General features: G+C 37.1%; 9 protein-coding genes. All 9 read left to right on the forward strand.

The genetic code is table 11. From position 1 onward, the window contains the following. The first annotated feature begins 51 nt into the window (after nt 1-51). Nucleotides 52-270, forward strand: coding sequence for a hypothetical protein (locus tag Megvenef_RS05740; protein WP_322777022.1), 219 nt, complete (start codon nt 52-54; stop codon nt 268-270). An 11-nt stretch (nt 271-281) separates the two neighbouring features. Next, nucleotides 282-563, forward strand: a complete 282-nt coding sequence (locus tag Megvenef_RS05745) for an HU family DNA-binding protein (protein WP_322777023.1) — start codon at nt 282-284, stop codon at nt 561-563. 51 nt (nt 564-614) lie between these two features. Next, nucleotides 615-818: a cold-shock protein gene (locus Megvenef_RS05750; RefSeq protein ID WP_322777024.1), complete on the forward strand. Its 204-nt coding sequence runs from the start codon at nt 615-617 to the stop codon at nt 816-818. 17 nt (nt 819-835) lie between these two features. After that, a complete protein-coding gene (locus Megvenef_RS05755; RefSeq protein ID WP_322777025.1) occupies nt 836-1,114 on the forward strand; it encodes a SemiSWEET transporter in 279 nt (92 codons plus the stop codon). Nucleotides 1,115-1,150: 36 nt separating this feature from the next. Next, nucleotides 1,151-1,381: an Rpn family recombination-promoting nuclease/putative transposase gene (locus tag Megvenef_RS05760; RefSeq protein ID WP_322777026.1), complete on the forward strand. Its 231-nt coding sequence runs from the start codon at nt 1,151-1,153 to the stop codon at nt 1,379-1,381. 127 nt (nt 1,382-1,508) lie between these two features. Continuing rightward, complete coding sequence (locus Megvenef_RS05765) at nt 1,509-3,062, forward strand: type I restriction-modification system subunit M (RefSeq protein ID WP_322777027.1); 1,554 nt, start codon at nt 1,509-1,511, stop codon at nt 3,060-3,062. 15 nt (nt 3,063-3,077) lie between these two features. After that, nucleotides 3,078-3,506: an HI0074 family nucleotidyltransferase substrate-binding subunit gene (locus Megvenef_RS05770; RefSeq protein ID WP_322777028.1), complete on the forward strand. Its 429-nt coding sequence runs from the start codon at nt 3,078-3,080 to the stop codon at nt 3,504-3,506. Further along, nucleotides 3,494-4,993, forward strand: a complete 1,500-nt coding sequence (locus Megvenef_RS05775; protein WP_322777029.1) for a restriction endonuclease subunit S — start codon at nt 3,494-3,496, stop codon at nt 4,991-4,993. Before Megvenef_RS05770 ends, Megvenef_RS05775 begins: the two co-directional genes overlap by 13 nt. Continuing rightward, complete coding sequence (locus Megvenef_RS05780) at nt 4,990-7,968, forward strand: type I restriction endonuclease subunit R (RefSeq protein WP_322777030.1); 2,979 nt, start codon at nt 4,990-4,992, stop codon at nt 7,966-7,968. Before Megvenef_RS05775 ends, Megvenef_RS05780 begins: the two co-directional genes overlap by 4 nt. Nucleotides 7,969-8,352 lie beyond the last annotated feature (384 nt).

An 8,352-nucleotide genomic window follows, 5' to 3' on the forward strand; every position in this document is an offset into this window, starting at 1 on the left:
ATTCTAACAATAGTTTAGGCGATTCTACAACAAGTGAAGTAAAATAAGCCGATGAAACCTATAGATAAAGAAGATACTATCAATAAATCTATATTGCTGAATTGGCTGTATTCCGCCGATAAAGAGCTGCCGTTGTCAGAACTTGGGAAGTGGATTGAAGCTAGAACAGGCGGTAAATATACTCTTATAAAAAAGGAGCAAGAAACTGATATTGCGGCAATGAAAATAGTTACTGAGCATTTAAATAACAAAACTCAAATTAATAAATAATGGAGAAAATAATGAATAAAGCAGATTTCGTAAAGCATGTAGCACAGCAACATCAATGCACACAAATAGAGGCCGAGAAAACCATTGATATGTTTACCTCTTCAGTAATTGATGCCATGGGGAAAGGTAATGAAATATCATTAGTCGGTTTTGGGAATTTTAGTGTAAGTAAAGTAGCAGCAAGAGCTGGTCGTAATCCTCGCACGGGTGAGGCTTTGGAAATCGCTGCTTACAATCAACCAAAGTTCAAGGTTGGCCAAAAACTTAAAGATGCTGTGAACCCAAAGTTATAAGAGGTTTATGTTGCTAACAATCAATTTAATTATCTAAACAAAGGAAATATTATGAATACAGGCACGGTAAAATGGTTTAACGCAAGTAAGGGATATGGCTTTGTAGAGCCTAGTGACAAATCGAAAGATGTTTTTTTGCATATCTCGGCGTTAGAAGCTATAGGTCTTAGTGATTTACAGGATGGACAGAAGATCAGTTATAATATTGAATCTAATAAAGGCAAAATATCGGCGATTGATATTAAGTTAATATAATAATAGGTACTTAAATAATGATATGCTTTGTAGAATATATAACGGCTTATCAGGAGCTTTTGGGGTTTCTAGCGGCTGGACTAAGTGCTATTTCTTTTTTACCGCAACTAATTAAAATATGGAGATTTCGTTCAGTAAAGGATATATCAACAGGTATGTACGTCATATACGCTGTTAGCGTAATATTATGGCTGATTTATGGGATAATTATCAACTCAGAGCCGCTAATTCTAGCTGAAATATTGACGCTGATTTTAGTTTCTACAATTTTGACCATGAAATACTTATGGAAGTAAGTGATAAGACTATAATTTACATTACAATATAAAATCATGACCGCAGAAAAACCAAAACATGATCAGTTATTTCGCAAAAGCTTAGAGAATCCAATTGTAGCTTATGAGTTACTACAGGCACATTTGCCTCAAGAAGTTCTAGAGATTATAGATACAAGCACCCTTAAGCTAGAGAAAGAAAGCTTTATAGAGCCTGATCTTAATGCCAGCATTGCCGATGTTTTGTTTTTGGTTAAATTAACTAATATACCGAAAGTAAGTACTTAGTTTTTTATTACTAGCGGGATATCGTGAGAATTATAAAATTGTTAACTTAAACCAAAATGTTGCGTTTACTAATTTAATTCACTGTATAATAAACAATAATGCAAATGCTAAAACAAGATAATTGCTTATGAAAGAAAATATTAAAACTATAGAGCAAGAACGTTTAGAGCCAATTGAAAAGAAATTATGGGAAGCAGCTGATAAGCTTCGCAAGAATATTGACGCTGCAGAATATAAGCATGTTGTATTGGGTCTTATATTTCTGAAATATATTTCAGATAGTTTTGAGGAGCTTTATGAGAATCTTAAAACAGGCGAAGGTGATTACCGAGGCGCAGATCCAGAAGAGCGCGATGAATATAAGGCTGAAAATGTATTTTTTGTTCCCCCTACTGCACGTTGGTCTTATATGCGTTCTAGGGCAAAACTACCTGAAATAGGCAAGGATATCGACGATGCGATGGATGTTATCGAAAAAGACAACCCATCGCTTAAGGGTGTGCTACCAAAGGTATTTGCTAGGGGGAATCTTGACCCCGTAAGCCTTGGCAGGCTAATTGATGAGTTTAGTAAAATTGATATCGGTAATACTAAGGCTCGTAGTGCCGACGTCTTGGGGCATGTATTTGAATATTTTCTCGGTGAATTCGCACTAGCCGAGGGTAAAAAAGGCGGTCAGTTTTATACGCCTCGCTCAGTCGTGCAATTGCTTGTAGAAATGTTAGAGCCGTACAAAGGGCGTGTGTTTGATCCGTGTTGCGGTTCTGGCGGTATGTTTGTTCAGTCTGAGAAATTTGTAGAAGAACATCAAGGACGAGTTAACGATATTTCTATTTACGGACAGGAAAGCAATCAGACTACATGGCGTTTAGCAAAAATGAATCTAGCTATCCGCGGTATTGATAGCAGTCAGGTTAAATGGAACAATGAAGGGTCGTTTCTTAATGATGCTCATAAAGATTTAAAAGCGGATTACATCATTGCAAACCCACCATTCAATGTTAGCGACTGGAGTGGTGAGTTACTACGAGGTGACGGCCGTTGGAAATATGGAGAGCCACCATCAGGTAATGCTAACTATGGCTGGATCCAGCATTTTTTATATCATCTTGCGCCAAACGGTCATGCTGGCTTTGTTTTATCAAAGGGAGCGCTTACCTCTAAAACATCAGGTGAAGGAGATATTCGCAAAGCATTAATAGAAGCAAGATTGATTGATTGTATAGTTAATTTGCCTGCAAAGTTGTTTCTTAATACTCAAATTCCTGCGTCACTTTGGTTTTTACGTCGTGGCAAGTCGTATCGCAAAGATGAAATATTATTTATCGACGCTCGCAACCTCGGGCATTTAATTAATCGTCGTACTAAGGAGCTATCCGATGCGGATATAAGCAATATTGCTGGCACTTACCACAAATGGAAATCAGAAAATGATGGATATAATGATGTGAAAGGCTTCTGTAAAACTGCTACTATTGATGAAGTTGCCAAGCTCGATTATGTGCTAACGCCGGGAAGATATGTCGGACTAGAGGATATAGAAGATGACTTTGACTTCACTCAACGCTTCACCTCTTTGCAGAAAGAATTCCAAGAACAGCTAAAAGAGGAAGCGGATCTAAACCAAAAGATTATTGAGAATTTGGCGAAGGTTAAAGTTAGTGACGTTAACAAACAATAAATTGATGAGGTTGTAGTGAGCGAAATAAATTACAATAAATTCAAAGAATCTTTAGCTCGTCTGCAAGAACGTTATAATGATTACTTAGCTGCTCAAAGCAGAACAGAGCTTTTACCGTCAGATAAAGAATCTATTCAAGAATCATGCATTCAGCGTTTTGAAATATGTCTCGATACAAGCTGGAAGCATCTTAAAAAATATTTAATAGAAGAAATGGGGCTTGTTGATATTCCAAGTAGTCCTAATCCTATTTTTAGAAAAGCTGCCGCAAGTCTCGTAATTAGTGACGCTGAGTTGTGGATTGAATTTAACAAAAAAAGAGGTGATACTAGTCATGATTATTGCGGAGATAAGGCAGGCGGTACATTCGAAATTATTCCCGACTTTATTAAAGAAGCGATAAGCCTATACGAAACAATAAGCGGTGTTAAATGGCAGAATTAGACACCATAGATGTTGAACTCAAGGATTTAAAGATAGTAAAATCTATCTTTGCTCGTCATTTGCCGTATAAGCAGGTTTGGGCTTATGGTTCACGGGTAAAATGGACAGCGACGCATACGTCCGACTTAGATTGCGTTGTGTTCGGAGCGACTGATAGTGAAATTGCCGATGCTAAGGAAGCATTTGATGAAAGCGATATCCCTTTTGAAGTCCAACTCCTAAATTGGGAGACTATCCCAAATGATTTTAAAGAGAATATAAAGGAGCAGTATTTTATATTGCGGAATAATGGGGATTGGAGGGAGACAACGCTGGGTGAGATAGCAGATATAACCTCCAGTAAAAGGATTTTTTATAAGGAATATGTTGGCGAGGGGGTGCCGTTTTATCGTTCAAAAGAAATTATTGAAAAACATAATAAAGGTAAATTATCAACTGATTTATATATTTCTGAAGAACGTTATGAAGAAATAAAATCTAAATTTGGAGTTCCTATTCAAGGTGATATATTGCTAACATCAGTTGGAACTCTTGGTATACCTTATATTGTACAAGAAAAAGAAACATTCTATTTTAAAGATGGGAATTTAACATGGCTAAAGAATATCAAAAGTAATTCTACAAGTGATTTTTTATATTATTGGATTGTTTCTCCTATCGGAAAAAATACATTAAACAGTATAACTATAGGCTCTACTCAACCAGCACTTACTATTTCTGGCTTAAAGGAAGCTAATATCACCCTCCCCTCGCTCCCTGAGCAAAAGGCGATTGCTTCTGTATTATCAAGTCTAGACGATAAAATAGACCTACTACACCGTCAGAATAAAACCCTGGAATCGATTGCGGAAACTCTCTTTCGTCAGTGGTTTATTGAGGAGGCGCAGGATGATTGGGAGGAAGTTAGCCTTTCACAACTTGCTAATATAATTTGTGGAAAAACACCTTCTAAGAAAAAGCCAGAATATTTTGATGGTAATGTGCCTTTTATCAAAATTCCTGATATGCATGGAAATATTTATATCACTCAAACAGCGGACTCGCTAACAGAAGAGGGGGAAAACTCACAACGTAATAAAACAATACCGTCTTTTTCAATATGTGTCAGCTGTATTGCTACAGTTGGTTTAGTTTCCATGACTATTGCTGAGAGCCAAACCAATCAACAAATCAACACAATAATTCCATATAAAGAAATATATAGGTATTACTTATTTCTTTATATGAAAAACTCTTTTGACTTACTTCAGGCTATGGGTAGCGGAGGAACTGCAACATTAAATATAAATACCAGCAGCTTCTCTAAAATGAATATAGATAAACCAGACGATATCACTTTGGAGAATTTCTCAGATAAAGTATCACTTATCTTTAATAAAATACTATCAAACCAAAAACAAATCAAAACCCTAGAATCCCTACGCGACACACTCCTACCCAAACTAATTAGTGGCAACATACGAGTTAAATATGAGGCGGCTGCATGACAATAACCGAACCGGAAATAGAAAAACTTGCAATTAATCTCTTGGAAAAACAAGGTTATCAGCACATTTACGCTCCCGATATTGCACCTGACAGCGACAATCCATTGCGTAAAGGATTTGATGATGTACTACTAGAGCAAAAATTAAAATCAGCAATTGATCGTATTAACCCTGACACATCGCCCGAGGCTAGAGAAGATGCTATCCGTCAAGTGAAACGTATACATTCTCCGGAGCTTATTGTGGGCAACGAAGAGTTTTATATAATGTTGACGGAAGGCGTAAACATTACAACAAGAAAAAATGGTGAAGATCGAGGAGATTACATAAAACTGGTTGATTTTAATAACCCAGAAAATAATGAGTTTAACGTCGTTAATCAATTTACCGTTATTGAAAATAACCAAAATAAACGACCGGATATTATTCTTTTTGTAAACGGCATTCCTCTTGTGGTTATAGAGTTAAAGAATGCAACGAATGAGTATGCTACCGTAGCTTCGGCATACAAACAACTACAGACCTATAAGCAAACCATCCCTTCGCTCTTTACCTACAATGGAATATTGGTTATTTCTGATGGTTTAGAGGCTAAAGCTGGTTCTCTATCTAGCGGATTAACTCGTTTTATGACCTGGAAATCAGCTGACGGCAAAACACGGGCATCTCATCTTGTCAGTCAATTAGAAATACTGATTAACGGCATGTTGAATAAAGCTACATTGCTTGATCTTATTCGTAATTTTATAGTATTTGAGAAATCTAAGAAAGAAGATGCTAAAACTGGTATTACAACAATACAAACCGTTAAAAAGCTCGCTGCCTATCATCAATATTACGCAGTTAATAAAGCCTTGGAGTCTGTAGTAACCGCAAGTAGCGGCGAAGGAAATCGAAAAGGTGGGGTGATATGGCATACACAAGGATCAGGTAAATCACTTTCTATGGTATTTACAGCGGGAAAGATTGTCAGGGCTTTAAATAACCCAACGATTTTGGTTATTACAGACCGTAATGATCTAGACGATCAGTTATTTGATACGTTTGCATCGTCTAGACAATTACTTAGACAAGACCCCGTGCAAGCAGAAGACAAAAGGCATCTAAAAGAATTGTTAAAAGTTACTTCGGGCGGAGTTGTTTTTACTACCGTCCAAAAATTCCAACCTGATGAAGGTAATGTGTATGAGCAGCTTTCTGACCGCAGTAATATAGTAGTAATTGCAGATGAAGCGCATCGCACACAATATGGATTTAGTGCCAAAACAATTGATGATAAAGATTCTGACGGACGTATAGTAGGTAAAAAAGTTGTTTATGGTTTTGCAAAATATATGCGTGATGCTCTACCGAATGCAACTTATCTTGGTTTTACGGGTACGCCTATAGAGGGGAAAGATATAAATACTCCTGCAGTATTCGGTAATTATGTGGATATTTACGACATTGCTCAAGCAGTAGAGGACGGCGCAACTGTTCGTATTTTTTATGAAAGTCGCCTTGCAAAAATAAGCCTAAGTGACCAGGGGCGAAAACTAGTTGAGGAACTAGATAGCAAGTTGCTAAATGAGGAGCTCTCTGATCCGCAAAAAGCAAAATGGACGCAGCTTGAAGCATTAATTGGCAGTGAGAAACGTATAAAGAATATTGCAGAGGACATAGTTCGGCATTTTGATCAAAGAGAATCTGTTTCTGAAGGCAAAGCTATGATTGTTGCTATGTCACGCCGTATAGCCGTATCTCTTTATGATGCTATTATCAAGTTAAAGCCTCAGTGGCATAGTAATGATTTAAATAAAGGCGTAATAAAAGTTGTTATGACTGCCGCGTCAAGCGATGGCTTTGAAATGGTAAAACATCATACGACTAAAGAACAGCGACGCACCCTTGCCGCAAGAATGAAAAATCAGGATAATGAATTGAAATTAGTAATCGTTATAGATATGTGGCTGACTGGATTTGATGCTCCGTCAATGCATACGTTATATATTGATAAGCCAATGCAGGGGCATAACTTAATGCAGGCAATTGCGCGCGTGAACCGAGTCTATAAGGATAAACCCGGAGGGTTAGTTGTAGATTATTTGGGGATAGCCTCCGATCTTAGAAAAGCGTTATCTTTTTACTCTGATAGTGGAGGAAAAGGTGATCCGGCAATAGCGCAAGAGCAGGCAGTAGCGATGATGCTAGAAAAAATGGAAGTGATTTCCGCGATGTTCCACGGCTTCCCTTATGAAGAATATTTTACTGCGGACACGGCGTCTAAACTTGCAACTATTCTTGCTGCAGAGGATCATATTCTTGGACTAGAGAACGGAAAAAAACGTTTTATTAATGAAGTAACCCTGCTATCACGGGTTTTTGCTATTGCTATTCCACACGAACAAGCAATTTATGCTAAAGATGAAGTGGCTTTTTTTCAGGCTATAAAGGCTCGTCTTGCAAAATTTGATAGTACGGGATCCGGTAAAACCGACGAAGAAACGGAAACGGCTGTTCGTCAGGTTATAGATGAAGCGTTGGTATCAAATCAAGTTATAGATATATTCGATGCGGCAGGCATCAAGAAGCCTGATATCTCGATATTATCCGAAGAGTTTTTGCTTGAAATAAAAGGAATGGAATACAAGAACGTAGCCTTGGAAACGATGAAAAAGCTGCTCAATGATGAGATAAAAGCGCGAACGAAAAAGAACCTCGTTGAAAGCAAATCTCTGATGGAGATGCTTGAAGATTCTATTAAACGATATCACAGCAAAGTTATAACTGCCGTAGAAGTTATTGAAGAATTAATAAAACTTGCAAAAAATATACAGAATATAGATAAGCAACCAAAAGAACTTGGGCTATCCGATTATGAATATGCATTTTATACCGCGGTTGCCGATAACAGGGTATTAACCACATTCCTGCGTAAATGTAACATAAGAGAAAACTCTATATCCCATAAGGCTTGCAGAGCACTAGACTTGTGATTCAACCAAAAAACTTTCCCATAAAAGATTAAATTAGCAATGGCAAAAAACGACTACAGCCCTTGATTTCAAAGAGACAAGAATCTAAACTTTACCGAAAAAGAACTTATTAGGGAAAGTCTTGTTATTTTGTGTTAAATTCACTCAAGATGCATAATTAAAACCAAAAACAACTTTCCCTAGAACGACCTATTTAGGGAAAGATTGGCATTCTATTCATTGAATTCAGTGAGATAAGGATGTATAGTAAGATAACTACAAACATCCATTTTAGGGAAAGATCTTATAATTCATGACAAAACCACCCAAAAAAATTGCAAATATTGAGCGTCGTGAACGTGAGTTTTTAACTCCGCATGAAATCGATCAACTTATTGACGCTTC

The organism is Candidatus Megaera venefica, from assembly GCF_034554655.1.
Lineage (GTDB): Bacteria > Pseudomonadota > Alphaproteobacteria > Rickettsiales > Rickettsiaceae > Megaera_A > Megaera_A venefica.